Annotated in this window: 24 protein-coding genes; 18 read left to right on the forward strand and 6 right to left on the reverse strand. The window is 59.6% G+C overall.

The window, feature by feature from the left end:
• Nucleotides 1-93 precede the first annotated feature (93 nt).
• From BQ8482_RS24015 to BQ8482_RS24050, 8 genes are all read left to right on the forward strand, one after another.
• On the forward strand, nt 94-744 hold the full coding sequence (locus BQ8482_RS24015) for a TetR/AcrR family transcriptional regulator (RefSeq protein WP_123149907.1): 651 nt from the start codon (nt 94-96) through the stop codon (nt 742-744).
• A gap of 64 nt (nt 745-808) precedes the next feature.
• A complete protein-coding gene (locus tag BQ8482_RS24020; RefSeq protein ID WP_123149847.1) occupies nt 809-1,972 on the forward strand; it encodes an isovaleryl-CoA dehydrogenase in 1,164 nt (387 codons plus the stop codon).
• Between the two features lie 85 nt (nt 1,973-2,057).
• Nucleotides 2,058-2,450 (forward strand): AbrB/MazE/SpoVT family DNA-binding domain-containing protein, encoded by a 393-nt coding sequence (locus tag BQ8482_RS40145; protein WP_123149908.1) that lies wholly within the window; start codon nt 2,058-2,060, stop codon nt 2,448-2,450.
• A complete protein-coding gene (locus BQ8482_RS24030) occupies nt 2,447-2,830 on the forward strand; it encodes a type II toxin-antitoxin system VapC family toxin (protein ID WP_123149848.1) in 384 nt (127 codons plus the stop codon). Before BQ8482_RS40145 ends, BQ8482_RS24030 begins: the two co-directional genes overlap by 4 nt.
• Nucleotides 2,831-2,834: 4 nt before the next feature.
• Nucleotides 2,835-4,442 (forward strand): carboxyl transferase domain-containing protein, encoded by a 1,608-nt coding sequence (locus tag BQ8482_RS24035; RefSeq protein WP_123149849.1) that lies wholly within the window; start codon nt 2,835-2,837, stop codon nt 4,440-4,442.
• Between the two features lies 1 nt (nt 4,443).
• The gene (locus BQ8482_RS24040; protein WP_123149850.1) at nt 4,444-4,974 is read left to right on the forward strand and encodes an O-acetyl-ADP-ribose deacetylase; all 531 of its coding nucleotides are present in this window, start codon (nt 4,444-4,446) and stop codon (nt 4,972-4,974) included.
• A 118-nt stretch (nt 4,975-5,092) separates the two neighbouring features.
• Nucleotides 5,093-5,470, forward strand: coding sequence for a hypothetical protein (locus BQ8482_RS24045; RefSeq protein ID WP_123149851.1), 378 nt, complete (start codon nt 5,093-5,095; stop codon nt 5,468-5,470).
• A gap of 49 nt (nt 5,471-5,519) precedes the next feature.
• Nucleotides 5,520-7,481, forward strand: a complete 1,962-nt coding sequence (locus tag BQ8482_RS24050; RefSeq protein WP_123149852.1) for an acetyl/propionyl/methylcrotonyl-CoA carboxylase subunit alpha — start codon at nt 5,520-5,522, stop codon at nt 7,479-7,481.
• A gap of 116 nt (nt 7,482-7,597) precedes the next feature.
• On the opposite strand, the gene BQ8482_RS24055 is transcribed toward BQ8482_RS24050, so the two are convergent.
• Both BQ8482_RS24055 and BQ8482_RS24060 read right to left on the reverse strand, forming a co-directional pair.
• A complete protein-coding gene (locus BQ8482_RS24055) occupies nt 7,598-8,719 on the reverse strand; it encodes a branched-chain amino acid ABC transporter substrate-binding protein (RefSeq protein WP_123149853.1) in 1,122 nt (373 codons plus the stop codon).
• 361 nt (nt 8,720-9,080) lie between these two features.
• Nucleotides 9,081-9,347: an SEL1-like repeat protein gene (locus BQ8482_RS24060; protein WP_027152750.1), complete on the reverse strand. Its 267-nt coding sequence runs from the start codon at nt 9,345-9,347 to the stop codon at nt 9,081-9,083.
• Between the two features lie 463 nt (nt 9,348-9,810).
• On the opposite strand from BQ8482_RS24060, the gene BQ8482_RS24070 reads away from it, so the two are divergent.
• From BQ8482_RS24070 to BQ8482_RS38285, 10 genes are all read left to right on the forward strand, one after another.
• Complete coding sequence (locus BQ8482_RS24070; protein WP_123149855.1) at nt 9,811-10,155, forward strand: DUF2147 domain-containing protein; 345 nt, start codon at nt 9,811-9,813, stop codon at nt 10,153-10,155.
• A gap of 50 nt (nt 10,156-10,205) precedes the next feature.
• Complete coding sequence (locus BQ8482_RS24075; protein WP_123149856.1) at nt 10,206-11,720, forward strand: recombinase family protein; 1,515 nt, start codon at nt 10,206-10,208, stop codon at nt 11,718-11,720.
• Between the two features lie 458 nt (nt 11,721-12,178).
• Nucleotides 12,179-12,637 carry a hypothetical protein gene (locus BQ8482_RS37800; protein ID WP_133254822.1) on the forward strand — a complete coding sequence of 153 codons (459 nt, stop codon included), beginning with the start codon at nt 12,179-12,181 and terminating at the stop codon, nt 12,635-12,637.
• Nucleotides 12,638-12,858: 221 nt separating this feature from the next.
• Nucleotides 12,859-13,251, forward strand: coding sequence for a hypothetical protein (locus BQ8482_RS24085; RefSeq protein ID WP_133254823.1), 393 nt, complete (start codon nt 12,859-12,861; stop codon nt 13,249-13,251).
• Between the two features lie 181 nt (nt 13,252-13,432).
• Complete coding sequence (locus BQ8482_RS24090; RefSeq protein ID WP_123149859.1) at nt 13,433-13,873, forward strand: hypothetical protein; 441 nt, start codon at nt 13,433-13,435, stop codon at nt 13,871-13,873.
• 686 nt (nt 13,874-14,559) lie between these two features.
• Nucleotides 14,560-15,336, forward strand: a complete 777-nt coding sequence (locus BQ8482_RS24095) for a hypothetical protein (RefSeq protein WP_133254824.1) — start codon at nt 14,560-14,562, stop codon at nt 15,334-15,336.
• Nucleotides 15,337-15,348: 12 nt separating this feature from the next.
• Nucleotides 15,349-16,089: a hypothetical protein gene (locus tag BQ8482_RS24100; RefSeq protein WP_123149861.1), complete on the forward strand. Its 741-nt coding sequence runs from the start codon at nt 15,349-15,351 to the stop codon at nt 16,087-16,089.
• A gap of 99 nt (nt 16,090-16,188) precedes the next feature.
• Entirely contained in the window at nt 16,189-16,728 is a 540-nt protein-coding gene (locus BQ8482_RS24105; RefSeq protein WP_123149862.1) for a cell division protein ZapB, read from the forward strand.
• 400 nt (nt 16,729-17,128) lie between these two features.
• Complete coding sequence (locus BQ8482_RS37805) at nt 17,129-17,365, forward strand: hypothetical protein (protein ID WP_133254825.1); 237 nt, start codon at nt 17,129-17,131, stop codon at nt 17,363-17,365.
• A gap of 516 nt (nt 17,366-17,881) precedes the next feature.
• On the forward strand, nt 17,882-18,256 hold the full coding sequence (locus tag BQ8482_RS38285) for a hypothetical protein (RefSeq protein ID WP_165848689.1): 375 nt from the start codon (nt 17,882-17,884) through the stop codon (nt 18,254-18,256).
• Between the two features lie 127 nt (nt 18,257-18,383).
• Here BQ8482_RS38285 and BQ8482_RS38735 read toward each other — a convergent pair whose 3' ends face one another.
• The 4 genes from BQ8482_RS38735 to BQ8482_RS38290 all read right to left on the reverse strand — a co-directional run bounded on the left by BQ8482_RS38735 (nt 18,384) and on the right by BQ8482_RS38290 (nt 19,693).
• A complete protein-coding gene (locus BQ8482_RS38735) occupies nt 18,384-18,602 on the reverse strand; it encodes a hypothetical protein (protein WP_244602950.1) in 219 nt (72 codons plus the stop codon).
• A gap of 36 nt (nt 18,603-18,638) precedes the next feature.
• Nucleotides 18,639-18,965 (reverse strand): hypothetical protein, encoded by a 327-nt coding sequence (locus BQ8482_RS24120; RefSeq protein ID WP_123149910.1) that lies wholly within the window; start codon nt 18,963-18,965, stop codon nt 18,639-18,641.
• 11 nt (nt 18,966-18,976) lie between these two features.
• Nucleotides 18,977-19,186 carry a hypothetical protein gene (locus BQ8482_RS24125; RefSeq protein WP_123149863.1) on the reverse strand — a complete coding sequence of 70 codons (210 nt, stop codon included), beginning with the start codon at nt 19,184-19,186 and terminating at the stop codon, nt 18,977-18,979.
• Between the two features lie 279 nt (nt 19,187-19,465).
• Nucleotides 19,466-19,693 (reverse strand): hypothetical protein, encoded by a 228-nt coding sequence (locus BQ8482_RS38290; protein WP_165848690.1) that lies wholly within the window; start codon nt 19,691-19,693, stop codon nt 19,466-19,468.
• Nucleotides 19,694-19,817: the final 124 nt, after the last annotated feature.

A 19,817-nucleotide genomic window follows, 5' to 3' on the forward strand; every position in this document is an offset into this window, starting at 1 on the left:
TATTTAAAAGACGTGGTCATTTATCTTGGAATCGAATCCACGCTTGAATTAATTGAACGTTCGTTTTATTATTGCGCCATTCGAGAGGCGATCATGGCGCGCACGACCGGTTCTGACGGGGAAAAGACCGAGGCAGCGGTCCGCGAGGCGGCGGTCAGCCTGATCGCGCGTCTTGGCTACGAGGCAATGTCGATGCGCCAGCTGGCCGCCGAGGTCGGCGTGCAGGCCGCGGCGCTCTATCGCTATTTTCCGACCAAAGAAGACCTCTTGTTCACGCTGATGCGCGAGCATATGGAAGGGCTGATTGAGGCATGGAATGCGGCGCGCCCCGTCGTGGCCGATCCGGCGACGCGGCTCGCCGCCTATGTCGAAAACCACATCGCCTTCCACATCGAACGCCGCCACTCCACCCATGTCTCGAACATGGAATTGCGCAGCCTGTCGCATGATCGCCTGACGCAGATCCTGCGAATGCGCACGACTTATGAAAAGGAGCTGCGCGCCATTCTGCGCGACGGCGCAGAAGCCGGTGTCTTCGACGTCGAAGACACGGGGCTGACTGCCATGGCGCTGATCCAGATGATGACCGGCGTCATCGTCTGGTTCCGGCCGGGCGAGCGGCTATCGATCTCGGAGGTAACCGCCACATATCTTTCAATGACGATGCGCCTGGTTGGAGCAAAGGCCCGCAGCGCGACAACGACCTACAGCGCCGGGCGAGCAAACGACGCTGTAGCACTTTGATTTTGCGCATGATCCACCGCGAAAATCGAATTCGATTTCGGAGTCATGCGCCGGGAGGAACGGCATGTACACGCACACACTTAACTTCGGGCTTGACGAAGACATCGAGGCGCTGCGCGACCTGGTGCGGCGCTTCGCCCAGGACAAGATTGCGCCGATCGCCGCCGAGATCGACCGCTCGAACGAATTTCCGGCGCATCTGTGGGCCGAGCTCGGTGGGCTCGGCCTGCTCGGCATCACCGCCGATCCGGATTTCGGCGGCACCGGCATGGGCTATCTCGCTCATGTTGTCGCTATGGAGGAGATTTCCCGCGCCTCGGCATCGGTCGGCCTCTCCTACGGCGCTCATTCCAACCTCTGTGTCAACCAGATCAATCGCTGGGCAACGCCGGCGCAGAAGCAGAAATATCTGCCTGCGCTGTGCACCGGCGAAAAGGTCGGCGCGCTGGCAATGTCGGAATCCGGCGCCGGCTCCGACATCGTGTCGCTCAAACTGCGTGCCGAAAAGCGCAACGACCACTACGCGCTCAACGGCACCAAGATGTGGATCACCAACGGCCCAGACGCCGAGACGCTGGTCGTCTATGCCAAGACCGATCCGGAGCTCCATTCGCGCGGCATCACCGCCTTCATCGTCGAAAAGGATTTTGCCGGATTTTCCGTCGCGCAAAAGCTCGACAAGCTCGGCATGCGCGGCTCCAACACCGGCGAACTGGTTTTTTCAGACGTCGAGGTGCCGTTCGACAATGTGCTGCATGAGGAAGGGCGCGGCGTCGAAGTGCTGATGTCGGGCCTCGACTACGAGCGCACCGTGCTCGCCGGCGGCCCGATCGGGCTGATGGCGGCGTGCCTCGATGTGACGGTACCCTATGTGCATGAGCGCAAGCAGTTCGGCCAGCCGATCGGCGAGTTCCAGCTAGTGCAGGGCAAGCTGGCCGACATGTATACGACGATGAACGCCGCGCGCGCCTACGTCTATGCCGTCGCCGCCGCCTGCGACCGCGGCCAGACGAGCCGCAAGGACGCAGCCGCTTGCGTTCTGTTCGCTGCCGAGAAGGCGACGCAGATGGCGCTCGACGCCATCCAGCTGCTGGGCGGCAACGGCTACATCAACGACTATCCGACCGGGCGGCTTTTGCGCGACGCCAAGCTCTATGAGATCGGCGCCGGCACCAGCGAAATCCGCCGCTGGCTGATCGGGCGCGAAATCATGGCGGAGGCGATCTAGCGGTCCCTTTCTTGAATCTTTGCCATGAATAGGAAATTGTGCCACAATGACTGGAATGTGCCACATTTTGGGAACGAGGCAGACTATGGCGAACGGAACCGAAAGGGCTGGGTTTGACGAAAATCCGCAAACACAATTCGAGGCCGGAGCTCGGAAAACTCCGCTCCGGGTTCCAGCGAAACGCGAGCGCGTTAGACTTGGCGAGGGCGGACGCTTCGTTATCCCGGCTGCGATGCGCGAGGAAATGGGCGTGAAGCCTGGCGAAGACTTGATCCTTCATGTCGAGAACGGCGAGTTGCGGGTAAGGTCGTGGCTTCGGAATCTCAGGCGCGTCCAGGCGGAATTGTCGGCGTTGAAAAAGCCGGGCGAGAGTGTCGTCGACGAATTTCTGAAGGAGCGGCGGGAAGAACAGCACCGAAGCGACAAGCGTTTGGACCGGCTTCACGCCGAAGGAACGGCGAGGAAAGGAGCGAAGTGAAACTCTACGTTATGGACAGCTCGGCGGCGCTCGCGATCCTGCTCAACGAGACAGGCACCGATATCGCCTTGGGATTCGCGCCGGACGCGCAATGCAGCTCCGTCAATGCGGCTGAAGTCATCGCCAAGCTGATCGACAGGGGACGCAGCATGGAAGAGGCCGCAGACGACCTCGCCAGCCTCGGCATGCCGGTCGCTGTTTTCGACGAAATGATGGGCATCGCCGCCGGTCAGCTTCGCGAGCTGACGCGGCATCGCGGCTTGTCGCTGGGCGACCGGGCCTGCCTCGCACTGGCAATTCGCGAGAACGCCATTGCCGTCACCGCTGACCGTGACTGGAGCGACCTGGATATCGGCTGCAAGATCGAACTGATCCGGTAACACCATGGCCCCCCTCACCTCGCAGATCTCGCCCGCCTCCGACAGCTTCCGCGCCAATGCCGAGCGCATGCGGGCGCTGGTCGCCGACATTGCGGAAAAGGCGGCAACCGTCGAGCGTGGCGGCTCGGAGGAAGCGCGTGAACGGCACCAGAGCCGCGGCAAGCTTTTGCCGCGCGAGCGCCTTGCCCAATTGCTCGACACCGGCTCGCCATTCCTTGAAATCGGCCAGTTCGCTGCATGGTCGATGTACGGCGAAGACATCTCATCGGCCGGCATCATCGCCGGCATCGGCCGCGTCGAAGGCACCGAAGTCATGGTCGTCGTCAACGACGCCACGGTGAAGGGCGGCACCTATTATCCGCTGACGGTGAAGAAGCATCTGCGCGCCCAGGAAATCGCGCTGCAGAACAGATTGCCTTGCGTCTATCTGGTCGACAGCGGCGGCGCCAATCTACCCAATCAGGACGAGGTGTTTCCCGACCGCGACCATTTCGGCCGCATCTTCTACAACCAGGCCAACATGTCGGCTTCGGGCATACCACAGATCGCCTGCGTCATGGGTTCGTGCACGGCGGGCGGCGCCTATGTGCCGGCGATGTCGGACGAGACGATCATGGTGCGCAACCAGGCGACCATCTTCCTCGGCGGCCCGCCGCTGGTGAAGGCCGCCACCGGCGAGGACGTCAGCGCGGAGGAGTTGGGCGGCGCCGACGTCCACACGCGGCTTTCCGGCGTTGCCGACCATTTTGCGCTGGACGACGAGCATGCGCTGGCGATCGCGCGCCGCATCGTCAAGAACCTGAATCGAAAGAAGGAGATCGGGCTGGCACTTCGCGATCCGAGTCCGCCACTTCATGCAGCCGATGAGCTCTACGGTATCGTGCCGACCGATCTGCGCCAGCCCTATGACGTGCGTGAGGTGATCGCCCGCATCGTCGACGGCTCCGACTTCGATGAGTTCAAGCAGAATTACGGCACCACGCTGGTCACTGGCTTTGCCCATCTCAGTGGCATGCCGGTCGGCGTCATCGCCAACAACGGCGTGCTGTTCTCCGAAAGCGCGCTGAAGGGCGCGCATTTCATCGAGCTGTGTTGCCAGCGCAAGATCCCGCTCATCTTCCTGCAAAACATCACCGGCTTCATGGTGGGGCGAAAATACGAGGCCGGCGGCATCGCCAAGGACGGCGCCAAGCTGGTGATGGCCGTCGCCACGGCCCGGGTGCCGAAGGTAACCGTGATCATCGGCGGCTCGTTCGGCGCCGGCAATTACGGCATGTGCGGACGCGCCTATTCGCCACGCTTCCTATGGATGTGGCCGAATGCCCGCATTTCGGTGATGGGCGGCGAGCAGGCGGCCACCGTGCTGGCCGTCGTCAAGCGCGAGGGGATCGAGCGCAAAGGCGGGGGATGGGGCGCGGAGGAGGAGGCAAAATTCAAGAAGCCGATCCTGATGAAATACGAGCATGAAGGCCACCCGCTCTATTCCTCCGCCCGGCTCTGGGACGACGGCATCATCGATCCGGCCAAGACGCGCGAGGTGCTGGCGCTCAGCCTTTCAGCCGCGCTGAACGCCGAGATTGAGGAGACACGGTTCGGCGTGTTCAGGATGTGAGATGAGCGAAATCAATCAGAGGATTCGCGTTCATATCGGCGACATTACGAAGCTGGCGGTCGATGCCATCGTCAACGCCGCCAACACGTCACTTCTGGGCGGCGGTGGCGTCGACGGCGCCATTCACTGGGCGGCCGGCCCTGAGCTTCTGGCCGAATGCCGAACACTCAATGGCTGCAAGGTCGGCGAGGCAAAACTCACCAAGGGTTACAGGCTGCCGGCACGCTATATCATCCACACAGTCGGTCCGGTCTGGCAAGGCGGCGGCAAAGGTGAAGCCCATCTGCTCGCCTCCTGCTATCGCCGGTCGCTCGAACTCGCCGTCGCCAAGGATTGCCGGACAGTGGCATTCCCGGCGATCTCGACCGGTGTATACCGGTATCCAAAGGACCAGGCGACGCAGATCGCCGTTGGCACTGTGAGCGCCTTCGTCGGCCAGAACGCGGTTCCGGAAACTGTCATTTTCTGCTGCTTCGACCAGCAGACGGCAGAACTATACCAGCAGGCGTTGCTGCGCCTGGCGGGAGCGTGACCTGTCCCGATGAGAAATCCCATCCACACCCTTCAGACTCATTTTCAAACATCGAACTGGCCAGACGGAAAAATTGCGGCTATTGCTGATTTGCAATTTCCATGGGGATGGGGCGAAGATGAGACTGCGACTTTCTCAGAAAACTACTGTATCGATACTTGTAGGGCTTCTTATATTAGCTGCTCCAGGCAGCAGCGCTGCGGAATCACTGGCGGGCAACAAAGGCGACATCCGTTTCTACCCGACTTTGGCTGGAAACCCGAAGGATCCGTGTACCAAGACGTACAACGCCTATGTGGCGGCCAGCGGCCATTCAGCCTATGCAACGACCTTTTATTCGCGCGTCGTCGACATCTCCATCATTTGCGGCGCGCGGCTGAACGCACCGTCGCAAAAGGCGGCGGAAGATTTGGCGCTGCGGAACTGTCAGTCAGGCTTGAAAAAGTGGAAAGTCAGGCTTGCGAGCGGCGGCTGTCAGATCGCGCTTTCCAAATAGTCAGTCGCCTGGCTGACTGGCACCGCCCGCGGAAAATCCGGGAGGTTTCATGTTCGCCAAAATCCTGATCGCCAACCGCGGCGAGATCGCTTGCCGGGTGATCCGCACGGCGCGCAAGCTGGGCGTACGTAGCGTTGCCGTCTATTCCGACGCCGACGCCGGGGCTTTGCATGTCGAGATGGCCGACGAGGCGGTGCATATCGGCGCCTCGCCTGTTGGCGAAAGCTATCTGCGCGGCGACAAGATTGTCGCGGCGGCTTTGGCCACCGGCGCGGAAGCCATCCATCCGGGCTATGGTTTTCTGTCGGAAAACCCTGATTTCGTCGACCAGGTGACGGCGGCGGGGCTCGTCTTCATCGGCCCGTCGGCCGCCTCGATCCGTGCCATGGGGCTGAAGGACGCGGCCAAGCGGCTGATGGAGAAGGCCGGCGTGCCTGTCGTGCCTGGCTATCACGGCGAGGCGCAGGAGATTGTGCTGCTCGCCTCCAAGGCACGCGAGATCGGCTATCCCGTCCTGATCAAAGCGCGCGCCGGTGGCGGTGGCAAGGGCATGCGGCGCGTGGAACACCCCGACGACTTTTCCGAGGCGCTGTCGGGTGCGCGGCGCGAGGCCAAGGCCGCTTTCGGCGACGACCGCGTGCTGGTCGAGAAATATGTAGAGAAGCCGCGCCACATCGAGGTTCAGGTATTCGGCGATGTCTTCGGCAATGTCGTGCATCTCTACGAGCGCGACTGCTCGGCACAGCGCCGACATCAGAAGGTGATCGAGGAAGCCCCCGCCCCCGGCATGACGCCGGCATTGCGCAAGGCGATGACGGAGGCGGCGGTGAAGGCCGCCAAGGCGATCAATTATTCCGGCGCCGGCACGATCGAGTTTATCGTCGATGCCTCGCAAGGGCTGAAGGCCGACCGCTTCTGGTTCATGGAAATGAACACTCGCCTGCAGGTCGAGCACCCCGTCACCGAAATGGTCACCGGCATCGATCTGGTCGAGTGGCAGTTGCGGATGGCGTCCGGCGAAAAGCTGCCGAAGACGCAGAGCGAGATCACGCTCTCCGGTCACGCCTTCGAGGCGCGCATCTATGCCGAGAACGCGGCAAAGGGTTTTTTGCCGGCGACGGGCACGCTGCATCACCTGAAATTTCCGGATACCGCGCCCGAGGGCACCAGCATGCGGATCGAGACCGGCGTGCGGGCCGGTGATGCCATCTCGCCGTTCTACGATCCAATGATCGCCAAGCTGATCGTCCACGGCAAGGGCAGGCAGGCGGCGCTCGAAGCGCTGGGCATAGCCCTTTCGCAGACCGAGATCGCCGGCTCGACCGTCAACACCGCCTTTCTCGCTGCTCTTGCCGCTGACGCGGATTTTTCGGCAGGCGATGTCGATACCGGCCTGATCGGCAGGCATCAGCAAGCGCTCACCGCGGTCCCGCCGCCGAGCAGCGAGATCATCGCAGCAGCCGCGCTCGCGGCATCGGGCGCAGGGGCTCAGGCGCTGTCCGACGATCCATGGTCGTCGCTTGCCGGCTATGCGCATTTCCACACTGTTCCGCGGCGCACGCGACTGCGCTACGGCGAGGACGAGATTGTCGCGCTAGTGTCGGTACTGCCGCCGGACGGGCGCTTCCAAGTGGCACTGGACGCACCTTATAACAGCGCGCTTGATCTGCGCGCTGCCTCTCGCATTGCCCGCTGGCCGGGCCATGTCACTGTCTTTTCGGGCGCCGTCGGCTACAGCTTCGCGGTGCCGGACCCGTTGGCAAGGGCCGACGAAATCGCTGCCGGTTCTGACAGCCTGCGGGCGCCGATGCCGGGTCTGGTCAAGCTGGTGCGTGCAGCCAAGGGCGAGGCCGTCATCAAGGGCCAGCCGCTGTTGATCCTGGAAGCGATGAAGATGGAACACACGATTTCCGCCACCCATGACGGCACGATCGCCGAAATCGCAGCGGAAGGCGCGCAGGTCACCGACGGGACCGTGCTGGTGCGTTTTGCCGAGGAAGCCCACGGCTGACCGCTGTTCCCCCATTCAAAAGGTGACGTTGAAGACACGCGCCACAGACGCATGCCCAAATGAAAATGGCCGGTCTGACGCGGCCATTTCCGTTTTACCGCAAGCGACGCCAATTGTTACGGCTGGATCGGCGCGTATTTGCCGTCGTGCCACTGGTTGATGTCGTAGCTGACGTTCTTGAGGTCGCCCTTTTCATCGAAAGTGACAGAGCCGACGACGGTGCTGATCGGCTCACCGTTCTTCAACGCTTCGGCAACCTTGGCCGGGTCGTCGCTGCCGGCGCGCTTGATACCCTCGGCAAAGGCCTGGATCACGGCATAGGAGAACAGCGTAAAGCCCTCGGGCACGAAGCCGCCCGCCTTGATCTTTTCGATGGCTTCCTTGGCTTCGGGCTTCGCCCGCGGATCCGACGGGAAGACGAACATGGTGCCTTCGCCGGCCGGGCCGGCAACCTGCCAGAATTCCGGCGTGGCGATCGAGTCCGGCATGATCAGCTGGAACTTGAGGTTCTGTTCCGCCGACTGGCGCAGGATGAGGCCGGCCTCGGGGTGGTAGCCGCCGAAATAGACCACATCAGCCTTCAGTTCCTTGAGCTTGGTGACAAGCGCCGAGTAGTCCTTTTCGCCGGCGTTGATGCCCTCGTAGAGGATCTCGTTGAGGCCGTTCTGGTTCATCGTCGCCTTGACGGCATCGGCGACGCCCTGCCCATAGGCGCTCTTGTCATGCATGATGACGACGTTCTTGCCGGCATATTTCTTGGCGATCCATGGACCGATGAAGGCGCCCTGCGCATCGTCGCGCGTATAAAGGCGCATGATCGTCGGCCAGCCGGCTTTCGCCGCCGCGTCCGTCAGCTCTGGGTTCGACGAAGCCGGACTCATCATCAGCGCACCGGCTTCGGCATAGACGGCCGAGGCCGGGATGCTCGAGCCCGAGCAGGCATGGCCATCGATGAACTTGACCCCGTTGGCGACGATGCGGTTGGCGACCGAAACCGCCTGCTTCGGATCGCACTGGTCATCCTGGACGTCGAGCTTGATCTGGCGGCCTTCGACACCTCCAGCGGCGTTGATCGCGTCGGCGGCGGCTTGCGCGCCCTGCTTGAACTGGTCGCCGATGGTGGCAAGCTGTCCGGTCATCGGTCCGACCACCGAAAAGGTGATGTCTTCGGCGAAGGCAATCGGCGCGCTCATCACCAGGCCCACTATGGCCGCGCTCAAAATACCCAACTTTTTCATGGTGATACAACTCCTCCACTCTCGCGCGGCCGTCCCGGTCGCGCCTCTTCCAGAGTGGCCGGGAGAATCTCACCCTTCGCCAAGCCTGTCTAGGCGCATCGGCGGCACTCGATTGGGCCTGCAACCTGAGGCCTGAACACAAAAGCCGCGCCTGCCTTGTTCCGGCCGGTCGCGGCTTTTGTCGATCGAACAATCCCGAACGCTCCCGCGCCCGAAAACCGCTCGCCTTCCCTGTCCGTCGCGCAGCTTGGCTGTATCCGGCCTGCCGCGTTCTTGTCATTGTTGGTACGACCGTCTTGCGCGGCCTTGACCTGAAGCGTCCCTGTCGGCGATCTCAGTGCCTGATGAACTCAGGGCCAGCTTAGTGCATCGTCATCCATTCGCGGGCTTCGCGCAGCGCCCTGGCGATCTCGACTTTCGACATGGCAGCCGACAATTCCGAGCGCAGTTCCGCGGCGCGGACCGAGCCTTTGATCGCAGCGATGTTGAACCATTTGTGGGCGGCGACGACATCGGTCTCGCAATCGCGGCCGGTCGCATACATCATGCCCAATTCGAAAAGGATGTCGGCCTGGGCAGTTGCCCCCATGGCGCCGAAGCCGGCTTCAGGCATTTCAAAACGTGCCATTTCAATCCCCTGTTCTAGCCCCTGTCAGGCTCCCGAGAGCTGCCTCGTTCTGTCCCTTGGTGTCTGTTGATAACCCTTGGGGGCGGCCGCTCTTTCGATGCTTTCGAGAATGAACCGGAGGCTTGAATCCGGGGTTAAGTGGCGTGCTTAATTTGAGGAAAACAAAGCTAAAACAAGAGGTAAACGCGAGAATTCGTTAAGGATGCAAAGCCAGCAATTGCGCCGGTTTGCACTAAATTTGACGAAAATTTGCGAGGCGAAGATCAAGACTCCGCTAACCACGGGAGACAAAGACGGAGTTGCGAACGTTTCATTTCCCACCGATGAGACCGCCCAGAAAATCCTGAAGTCTTCCGCAGCGGCACCGCTTTTGTTTTGTCGGGAGGTGAATTAGCTTACGTTTGCGTAAAAGGCAGACCGGCGGGGCGGAACACCCGGCCGGATGCCCACAGGGAGGAGAAACATGGTTCGCAAAATCAGCATGGCCCTTGCGGCCACCTTGATCATGGCCGGCGCGGCTTGGGCCGATCCGATCGAAGGCAACTGGAAAACGCAAGCCGGTTCGACTGCCGCCATTGCGGGCGGCGGCGGTGCATTTTCCATCACGCTCAAATCAGGCAAATTTGCCGGCAAGCGGATCGGTTCGTTCAAGGTGTCCGGCGCCAACAAATATTCGGGCACCATAACCGACCCGGAAACCGACAAGACCTATTCGGGCAAGGCCTCGGTCTCGGGCGCTTCGCTCAAGATGAGCGGCTGCGTGCTCGGCGGGCTGATCTGCAGGAGCCAGACCTGGACTAGACTTTAACTCTGCATACTGATATCGGGTGATCTCCAGACCAAGGAGACGCTCGAACCATGCTGCAACCGCGCGACCTCAAAGGACGCCTCGCGATTTCCTACGCTCGCTGGAGTTCTGGCAAGCAAGCCAGCGGCGACAGCTTAGCCCGGCAAACCAAGAACGCTGAGGACTTCTGCATATCCTTCGGTCTCACCCTCGACAGGCAGTTGCTTGATGATGGCGTAAGCGCGTTCAAAGGCCGTAATCTCGAACAGGGGCTCGGGCGCTTCATCAATGGCGTGAAGTCTGGAACGATCCCATTCGATACAGTCCTACTGCTGGAGGCGATGGACAGGTTCAGTCGTCAAAACCCGATGGACGCCAGGGATAGCTTCGAGGGGATTCTAAAACTTGGCGTTACCGTCGTGACGCTGATCGACAATCGTGTTCACACTTGGGATGGATATCGCAACGACATCATGCAGTCGATTTCATCGCTGTTGATGATGAAGGCAGCAAACGATTACGCACTCAGGCTCTCTCACAATGTCAAAGGGGCATGGGAGCGTAAGGCTACGAAAGCGAAGGCAGCTGTGGCAAGCGGTGGGCGGATCAAGGTCGCGAAGCTGCCCTTCTGGATTGACCGCGAGACCAACGGGCTGAATGAACGCGCCAACGACGCGCGGCTGATCTTCGAGCTTGCCCAGGAGGGACATGGGCAGCAGGCCATCGCACAAATACTAAACACTCGGGGCATCCCAAGCCCCGGAGGGAACACTTGGTCTCAGGTTGTCGTCGGTGATGTCCTCCGCTCCCCAGCCGCCTATGGGTGCCTCGTCCTCAAGGGCGATGAGGTCCCCGGCTATTTTCCTGCACTGATCAGTGAGACGGAATGGCTGGCCACCCGGCAGCGAACCAAGGCCCGCCGCCACAGTAGACAGATAGGTCGCACAGCGAACCTGTTTTCTCGCATGGTATACTGCGCTCACTGCCGCTCCCCGATGGTTCTCACGTCTTCCAAGAAGGGCGGGGTGTCATGGGGATATTTCATCTGCACCGGGAAGACGTTCAAGCGCACAGGATGCACCGCACCTAATTGGCGCTATGACCAGTTCGAGCGGGAGTTGATTGACCGCATCGGCTTCTTGGCCGTTCCTATATCGCAGGACCACACGGCCCCCAATCTCTCTGAGAAACTTGAGGAGGACATAAGGGCACTTGAGTTCAAGCAGAGCAACATCCTTGCCGGAATTGCCGATGCTGAGACTGCCGATGTCCGCAAGGTTCTCCTAGGGCAGGCCGATGCACTGGCCCGCCAGATAGAGGCGAAGCGTAAGGAGATAGTGGCCATCCGCGAGAATGACGCGCGGTATCGTGAGAGCGAGGCTGCTGTTGTGGACTTTACAATGGACCAAGAGGAGGTTAGGCGGCTGACCAAGGAGGACCGGAAGGAAGCCCAAAGGCTGATCTCCAGTCTCGTGCAGCGCATCGACCTTGAGAGCGACAGCAAGACCCTCAGGCGGGCCGTGGTCACCATGCGAAGCGGCTACACCCACTCCATCGTTTTCGACGGCACCGGAGAGCCGGGTTGATTAAGTTGCCATACTGAAACTAGTGAGCAAAACATAACCGGCTGCGTAAAAGCTCTGGCCGCGAAGGCTGCTGCCTCGACGACTGCAACGCCCCCACTCTGTACCTGATACAGAGTTTACGCAGCGGTCATCAAGCTGCTGTTTTCTTTGGATGACTTGGCCGGTGGTATAATCCAATCATGATCTTGGCACCACATTAGGGACCCATTCAGATAAGAGAACCAATCGTTAGATTTGACTAATGTAGCGTTTGGGCCTCCCGTATAGAAATACATGCGAACGGCTTGGTGGTCGCGTCTACACGGCACCCTGTTTTACCCCCTCATAATGAGATACCAACGTGTCCTCACGTCTGTTCCCTGTTTTTGTTTGTCTAGGTGGTGCCTTCTGACCGCCGAGGGCAACTTACGATATCTTGCGCCTATCTGCGCCTAAAACACTATATCTATGGACAACCTATGACCTATACCGCTGATGCCGAAGTCACTGCGGCAGTCGATGCAATGCGTTCAATTCCCGCCAGACCCTCTCTAGCCGCGACTTTCCCCGTTGGTCACAACTGGCATCACAGCCGCCATGCTCCTCTGCCAGTACGCTACACCCGAACCGCTCGAAGGCTCGCCCATTGTGGGGCCATGGTGCCCGAGGGCTGCTCAACAAAAGACCTGCAACGCGCTCGGGACAACCACCGGCTCAACGTCGATGGAATCAAGGCCGTGCTTTCGACGCTTTGGTCCTTCCGACTCCTCGGGTGGCTCCCGTCGGACACCTGCTACCTGGAGTACGATCAGATCTCCGAGATCGTCGCGGCTGGCAGGCGTCGCCCCAAGGACACCCGAGACCTCATGCCCCGCTGGTTCACCCAGCGCTATTCAGACGATGAACTGAAGTCCTTTCGGGATGGTCACGAAGCATAGCCTCGCGGACTCTCAGAGCCCGGACCGAACGCGCTCGCCACTCGCCGGGCTGTCTATAACCGGCAAACTTCGCAACCGACTCAATCCACCCTCTGCGAGTCGAGAAACGCCATCGCTGCACCCTTGGTCGGAAGTGCTGGGTAGCTCCCGCTCTAATGTCAGCGTGATCGACCTGTAGCTTCCGGCCAAGCCTCCCTACCCACTCCATTCTCAGACCGTGGATGGAACTCGCCTTGATCTCGGACAGGGAAAACTACGTCCCGTCCGACCATTCGACTCCATCCGCCCTCCCCGTGGCGATGGAGGCCTATCGCCGACCATGTGTCGGCTTGCATTCGCAAGCACCTATGACGAACAAAGAAACCAGCAATAACTATGGTGACATCATCGTCACGCTCAACGACACCACCCGCATCATCAACTGCCCCAACAACATTCAATGGATCGTCCAGACGCTTTCCGGCCGCCGCTGGCGCTCCTGCAGTTTCTGGAGGAGACGCGATGCGCTCATCAACCAACTCGATTTCGAGGCACAAGCGGACGGGGACTATGCACTGACACCCGAGAACCGGAAGGCTCTTGAAGCCCTCCCAAGGATTCACGGATGCGTCTGACCTCCTAGTGGATAGAGTCTAACGCTTGGTGCCCGAGTCTGACGGCAGCGATGATCTTGTCGGGGTCGGGGGCGGAAACCACAGGGTAGCTTGGGCCAAAATTGATTTGACAGTAGGCCATCCCAAGCGCCGAGTCTTTTTGTGCGCATGCGCGCACGTTTGGACTAAGGAGGAAAACCCCATGGAAGAGATCAATCGTCGGTCTGCATTGACGATCGGTCTAGCGACAGCCGCCGCGACGCCTCTATTTGCTTTAGCGACGCCCGCGGGAGCCGCAGAGATCGTCCCGACATATGGCCCAAATGACGGTAAGGAGCTTGCCCCCGGCGTTCGCATAGTGGAAGTAGGCACTTGGGACTCGGATATGACAGGCGTCAAAAGCATTCTAGTGCTCGATGTAGTATTCCAACCTGGGGCTGCCGACAAAGAATCCGTCATGGACAACGACATGGTCTGTTTTATCACCGCTGGTGAGTTCACCATCAAGAAGACGAACCCCGATAAGAAATTTAACGTTAAGAAAGGTGAGTACTATACCTGCGGCAAAGGCAAAACGGACCAAGCCACGAACATAAGCAAGGAAGTCGGGATCCACCGGATCTCCGTTCTGATACCTGCCTAAGCGTTTCTCCTTTGGGGGGGCGCCAACTGAGGTGGCCCTTCCCCCTCTTAACGCATGTCTGACAAGCCCATTCGTCTCGCATGCGCACTCCCGAAAGGGAATCCCAAATCGGACTCTTATGTTAGGCGGAAACCACTAGCGCGCAGACGGGAGGTGGGAAGACCAAAAATCAGGGAAGACAAACAACCAGGTTCTTGCACCTCGATGTCCTCTCAATGGGGGGACTATAGGGGGGAACTTAAGTTATACCTGAGTGTCTCAAGAATCTCAGGTTACCCTTTAGGATTTCTTCCAAGAGTTATACCAGTAGAGATACCACTCAAGATAACTCACGTTCAGCACCAGAACCCACAGGGTGAACTCATGTTCTCCTCACCGTTGGTTCTAAGATCGATCCTTCATCGTTCCCCGCTCCTCCCCCATCAAAATGTCCCGAAGGCCGTCCGATAGGCTCTCTTTCGGGCGTAGATCGTGGATGGAGTCAGATTGCGGCGTTGATCGATCCATTGCTCCACCAATCCAAACTTCAACTCCATCCGGGCTCCCTGCAAAGGTCCCCTATACTTCAACCAAAGGAGGTCGCCGTGTGCGATCTAGGCCTTACCCTCGGCATTGCTGCCGGGATCGCCAATGCTGCAGGCCAGGCTTCTGCAGCTGGCGCTTTTCAGTGACCCTTAGGAAATCCCATGGCATCCCCCGTCACCCTGGGGCGCCCTCGCGACTGGCGTGTTGGTGCCCAAGCCTTGGTTAGCGGCCAGCAATTGCGCCGCCGCCAGGTCCTCAATGAAACCAAACATTGCGACTGCCCCGGCTGCACCCGCAAACGTTCCGGCGTCTCCCGCTACTGCGGCCCCCACCGCGATGCGGCCAGTTCTCGGGGTGATCCCTTGGCTCGCCTTCCGTCACGCAACGAACTGGCCATCTTCAAGAAGGCTATCGACCTCTACATGCGAATAGACCCCAAGTTTGCCGCGCGTGTGGGGGTAGACCTCAGAGCTCTTGAGGCCCGCATGGTCCTTCCCGCATCCTTCTGCCTGAGTGTAGCTGATATCCACCCAAAGCTTCCGCAGATCGCCAAGGCCAAGGGGCTTCTAGCCAACTGGCAACACAAGGACCGCCGAACCTATACCGAAGCGGTCTTACACGCCCTGGCTCTCATTGGGTGGATGCAAGTCTACTTCCATTCTGATCAAGCCGGGGGCCTCTGGGAGAACCGCAACCGGTTTCTTGAGACCCGAGCGGGTGCCCTCATGGGAGACTTCCGCAAAACCATCGGCACCTCCACGCTGGTCAAGAAGGCCTCAGGGGCAACCCATCGTCACCTTGGCCGGGACTTCGTGCGCCACGCTCAACAGACATACGGCAAGGACTTCTGGTCCTTCGTCGTCTCCACCAACGACGGTCAGTCAATGACCCTCCTCGACTACACCCGAATGGCCCTCAAGGCCGCGAACCTCCTTTAGGAAAAAAACCCCATGTCCAACTACTTCGACCCCACCGCATCCGAGACGATGCGTATGCCCAACCCTATGGACGATAGGTCCGGCTGGGTAGGTCCCCAAAGCAATCCGAACTACGCCATCGGCTCTGCCGCTGGTCCCGCCCCAGATGGTAAGGTGTTTGTTCCCGGTCTCAACACCTATGTCGATGCTGACATTGCCGAACAGCTTGGCTTGATGGCAGCTCAGGGGAACTCTGGTGTCCCTGCCAATGGCGCGGCCCTCGACCCGCTTGCGGTGCCAACTGGCGACGATCCCCTCGAACACATCGACGTTGAAGAGATGTCCGACGAGGATCTTGAGGCCCTTCAGGATCGGCTGGAGGTCGAGACCAGCGACCGCGAACCGTCCCTTTCCGAAACCCTCGATGACATTGCCGAGTGCTTCACGCCTGAGGCCTTCGTGGACGGGGTGGAAACCATGGTTGAAACGGGGGACTTCAACGACACCATCGCCCGTCTCTCTGAGGCCACCGGCTTGGATGCGGCGACAGCCACCAACCTGCTCGAAACAACTGTGATGGAAGCGACCCCAATTGCGTCCGAACAGATTGGCTCTGAGCGCTGGAACTCGCTTGTCTATGCGGCCTCTAAGACCGACGACAGCTTTGCCCGTCGCATCGTCTCGGATGTGGTGACCGGTAGGCTGGACCCTGCCCGACTGGCAAACGCCTATTCACTGTGGTGGCAGTCTCTGCCGGATGCCGACGAGGTCTAAAAAATGCTCGGCCACATCATCACCGCTTACACCCTCACGACCCTAACCGCGACCCTGCTCGCTGTACTCCAATTCTGATTTTGCAAAGGAACCCCCACTATGGCCAAGAAACCAATGACCCGCGAGGAACTCCTCGCCCAACTCGAAGCCCTCGACAACTCCACCGAAGTCGGCAAGCACAAGGCCGAGGTCTCTCGACTGACCGAGGAAAACGCCACCCTTCTCTCCCAGCGCCAGGAACTTGAGCGCCAGCTTAAGCAGGAACGCGAGGCCTTGCAGCTGGTCCGCGAGGCCATCCGGAAGGTTGACATTCGGACACGCTCTCACGGCGCAGACCGCCCCGGCCACGCTGAGCTTACTGCTGCGGCTGAGCGCGCCAGTCGCATGGAATGGGCTGCTGTGCAGGTAGGAATCCAGAAGGGTACCCACGATCCAGAGACAGGCCTGCCCTATACCGCTGAGACCAAGCCGCAGCGTGACTTGACCGCAGGGGCACCCAAGGTGACCCAGACGGAACTCGCGTCTTTCTTTCCGTCCCTGAGTGGCCCTGAGGTCGACGTGACGGACACCGCCGACGCCTTAGCTGATACCGATCTGTCGGAACTCAAGACCGCTTTGGAAATCGCCAAGGCGGAATAACGGTCTGACACCCGTGCCCCTATGTCTGCCCTTCTTTCGTATCTCAAGCTCCGTTTGGAGACGGCGGGATGGGGTGCGCGGGGTTCTTCCGGTGCCCATGCGTCCTTTGTTACGGTCGACGCGTGGGCACCGGGACGATCTGGACCAGGTAACCTTGACCATCCCTGCTCGCTTCCTAAGAACGTGGAACGCCTCTTGGATGCAGCCGAAACGTAAGTGAAGAATACCTCTCCCGCCTCTGCCGGTTGAGCAAGTGCCTCCTAATCCGAGGCTCTTACGGCAAGCACACCGGGGAGGTTTTTCACGTTGCGATCATCCCAAATGACAATAGTAACCAATAGCGAATTAGCTGCGTTGGCCATTTCCCTACGGCTGGGTAGCGGGGTAAACTGGCGATCCAATGCCACCACCGGAGCAGCACCCTGGGCAAAGCGCCACTCAAATTCAGTCTGTTAGAGCGGATCAGCTCGCGATACGTTCTGGCGATCTCAACCCGACCAGCGACCCCGCAGAACTCAATCGAAGAGACGAAGTATTCGAGCGGATGCAGGGTATCGTCGTTCTGGTGATTAAGCTGGCATTCGTCGGCTTCGCTATCTCTGCGATCATCGCGACCGTGGTCATTAACTACCACTGAAGCCACTACGGCTGGAGGCGCCTAGCGTGGAATTAGGGATATCTACTCCCCGCAAGTTGTCTGGCGCGACCCTCGGCAGTGGTTGCCTTGCGGGTTAGTGGGCCGCACGTGATCATGTCTGGACCTGGTGTGGATATAAAGTAACGACGAACACAGTGTTTATTCGGAGTGTCTGGGAGGCAAAGTTCACGTTTGTGGCCTGTCCATGGATGAACATAGGGTCTACAGGTCATTTTACTCGTATCATAAGCAACGTTCGCCTGATTAGTGCATGCCGATGCACTGACGGCAATGGCTATAGCGTTGGCTATGCGGATCATGTGTTTCCCCCAAGACAACCGCCTTTGAACCATGATTCGTCGCCTGTACCAAGGCGGGTTTGTAAACAGGATAATCGCCTTGGAGGAGCTTTCGAGCGGGTACATGCTTTCTTTACCGGTAAGTCAAAGGCCCACTTGTCGAGTTCAGGCCATCCGTGTTCATTGGGATTCGCACTGGGCTTGAGGGAGGCAACTTTTGAACCGCATTTTGATTACCCTCGGAGCGGCAGTCTGCGTCATATCTTCGGCTGCTTCAGCCGGACAGGGATTGCAGCAAAACATTAACTTCATGGCTCGGATGCCGGACGCCAAGTTGAATTTGGCCGCTACAATGGCAGGTAACGTCATCGGTGCTATGCAAAGATGCCGGGCGCTGAGGCCAACCGAAGATGGAAAAGCCATTATAGCTGTTCCAAGCCTTTTGTGGGACGGTGTGGATAAACACCTGACACCCAATCCACCTAAGTTCAAAAGGGCCATCCGCGCCTATGAAGCCGCTTACTACAAAGCGGTGCGGCGCAGGGATGATTGCCAGACTGAGAAGGCCAAGTACCCGTGGCTCTATCGGTAGATAGCTGTCAGGGGGCATTGGTTACGGTCTGGACCAACAAACAGGCGGATCTCCTGTCCCTGTGCCCCCCTCGGCTACACCCTGATGAGAACTTCAGGGGAGCAGCCTAAGGGGTACTGGCCAACCGTCACTCCATATCTGGCACGTCGCCACCCACAAAGAGCGTTGTCGGCTCGCCGTATTCGCCGAGCGCCGGGTTAGCTTCACGCGACCACGCAATGACACCGGCATGTTTCCCCGCCAAACCCCTCGCGGTCCTTATCGCCCGATCTTCGGTCTGCTGCTCGGCTGGCCCAAAGACAGGCTGAAGGTCGCCGCTCTCGTCGCGGTCGAAGGCAGTGACCACTATCAGCTTGGGGTCTTCTGCTGCGGAAGGATGTTCTCAGACACGTTGGTTGCCTTTCCGCTGGGCGGGGAGTTGGGCAGCAGGCATGGGGAGTCGCTCCGGTTCACTGGGATAAATCGCAGTCGCACCGATCAACGGCACCATCGACTCCCGCTTTGGTGCTTTCTGTTTGGCCTTCAGGTCCGTAATTTCCTCGTCACGTCTAGCAATTCGGCTTTCCAGATTGGCGATGCGTTCGGTCAGCAAGTAGCGGCCGACTAGGAAGCCCCCACCTCCGAAGAGAACGGCAAACGTGGAAAAGACGGCCGGGTTCGCCAGCACCAGCGCCGAGTTGGCTTCTAAAAAGGTGATAAGGTCCTGCATGACTGCGGTTGTCACCCCAACATGACCGGCGTGTCGTCGTAGCTGACAGTTGCCACCCCTGGATACCGGTAGACCATGGCGAGTATCTTCGTTTCAAGCTCACAGTTGTAGGCCATGAGCGCCTTCACCGTCTCAAGTGGGCTGTCGTACCAAGCGATCAGCTTGATCGCCTCGGAATGCAGTTCGGCCTTGGCTTCGGCGTCCAGATGCAAAATGCCCATTGCTGCTCCTCCTAACGGGTCGCCCGGCGCGGTGCGGAGCGTGCGTCAAGTTGTTCCTGAAGGCGCCCATTGAGGACGATCATCTCCTTGAGCGCCTTCATCACTCGCCCTTGTGGACGGCAACGAACTTGTCGGCGACGGCTTGAAGGGCGGCCTCTTGGCGGCTGTCGAGCGTCACAATGTGGTCCATGGCAGTGCCTCCAAAACGTTCCATGGGCACAGTGAACAAAATAGGAACAAAGCTGTCAAGAGTGAATTGACCAGAAGAGGAATGGGTTCCTATTTTGCGCCATGCCTGACACTGGTGGAAGACGTAAACGCGGCAGCGAATGGAAGCTCAGCAATGCCCATGAGGTCGGGCAGCTCGTGCGCGTCCAGTGCGGGCTCTGCAACGTCAGGCGCTGGTACCAGCCGGGTGACCTGAAGGAAATCTTCGGGGATGTTGAGGCCGAAATGGTGGGGAGCAAAATGACATGCGAGCGATGCGGCAAAAACGAGTTCATGCATGTCGAGACACAAAATCCATCGGCCCGAGAACGGCAGAGCATCCGCGTGAGGCGGCTTGCAGAGATAAGAGTAGTACGCCGAGTGGTCTGGCGGGATGAAAATTGAGAGGCTGCTTTCGCCCCGT

Source organism: Mesorhizobium delmotii, assembly GCF_900149755.1.
Classification (GTDB): domain Bacteria; phylum Pseudomonadota; class Alphaproteobacteria; order Rhizobiales; family Rhizobiaceae; genus Mesorhizobium; species Mesorhizobium delmotii.